Origin of the sequence: Streptomyces sp. LS1784 (genome assembly GCF_020103755.1) — a bacterium.
Lineage (GTDB): Bacteria > Actinomycetota > Actinomycetes > Streptomycetales > Streptomycetaceae > Kitasatospora.
Genome location: NZ_JAHSQD010001022.1, coordinates 1 through 1,553, shown reverse-complemented (window position 1 = coordinate 1,553; position 1,553 = coordinate 1). Strand labels below are relative to the sequence as shown.

Sequence of the window (1,553 nt, the reverse complement as noted above, 5' to 3'; positions counted from 1 at the left end):
GGTGCGGCCACCGCCGCCGCCCCCGATGCCGCGGCGGTGAGGCCGACGGCGGCCAGCAGGGCCACCAGGGCGCCGGCTATCGAGCGTGCGATCCGATCAGTCATCGTGCTCCCTCTGCACTGGTGCGGAGCAACGCGGTCCAACCGATCTGACCAATTTCTCATGGTCTGACCAGCTGGTTTTCTCATTCGCGCCTAGTATGCTCCACTGAAGTTCTACAGCGGTGTAAAAGTTTAGCGCGGGCCCTGCCACGATCGGCTCCGGCCCCGGGCCCCGCGAGCCCACCGCTTCGCCGGGGGCTCGCGTGGCAACTGTGGAGGATGACGACGTGTCTGGCCGCAAGGGTTCCCCCGAAGCCGAGAATTCGCCGCACCGGGCGGGAGGGCGCCGGGCCACCGACCGGAAGAGCAGCAGAAAACCGGACCCCGCGGACATGGCGGACGGCCGCGCGGCAGGCCGGGCCAGGAAGAAACCCAAGCGCAGCACCAAGGAGAAGGTGCTCTGGGCGACCGCCGGCTGCACCGCCCTCGCCCTCCTCGGCGGTGGCGCCCTCTACTACCGGCTGAACAGCAACATCAGCACCTTCGACGGCGACGCCCTCAGCAAGGACCGGCCGGAGGCCGCGGCCCCGGACGCCCAGGGCCGCACCCCGGTCAACGTGCTGCTGATCGGCTCGGACAGCCGCGGCAACGGCAACAGCGACCTGGGCGGCGGCGGGGACGGCGGCGCCCGCTCGGACACCGCGATCCTGCTGCACGTCTACGCCGACCACAAGCACGCCGTCGGCATATCCATCCCCCGCGACTCCCTGGTCACCATCCCGTCGTGCAAGCTCCCCAACGGCAAGTGGACCAAGGAGCAGACCAATGTGATGTTCAACAGCGCCTTCTCGGTCGGCGACAGCGACCAGGGCAACCCGGCCTGCACCCAGAACGCCGTCGAGAAGCTGACCAACCTACGCGTCGACCACACCATAGTGGTGGACTTCAACGGCTTCGCCTCGATGACCACGGCGGTCGGCGGCGTCGAGGTCTGCCTGCCGACCGACATCCACGAGGGGGACCTCAACCCCAACCTCGGCCACAAGGGGAAGCTGCTCTTCGCCAAGGGCAAGCAGAAGGTCGAGGGCCAGTCCGCGCTGGACTACGTCCGGGTCCGGCACGGCATCGGCGACGGCTCCGACATCGGCCGCACCAAGCGCCAGCAGGCCTTCCTCTCCTCCCTCATCAAGGAGGTCAAGTCCCGCGGAATGGACCCGACCACGCTGCTGCCGCTCGCCGACGCGGCCACCCGGTCGCTGACCGTCGACCCCGGCCTCGGCTCGGCCGCCAAGCTGCTCTCCTTCGCCATGTCGCTCAAGGACGTGGACCTGCACGACATCAAGTTCCTGACCGTACCCTGGCGTTACGAGGGCCCGCGGGTCGCGCTGGTGCACCCCGACGTGGACCAGCTGTGGGCAGCGCTCAAGGCCGACCGCACCATCGACGGCCAGGACGCGAGCGCGCCGGCCGCCGCCGACCCGGCCGCCCCCACCGCCGCCCCCGCCGCCACTG

General features: G+C 70.0%; 1 protein-coding gene. It reads left to right on the top strand.

Translation table 11 applies throughout. The annotated features are described in order from the left end of the window. Nucleotides 1-433 precede the first annotated feature (433 nt). On the top strand, nucleotides 434-1,553 hold a 1,120-nt coding region (locus tag KS423_RS45275), incomplete at its 3' end, for an LCP family protein (RefSeq protein ID WP_224285485.1).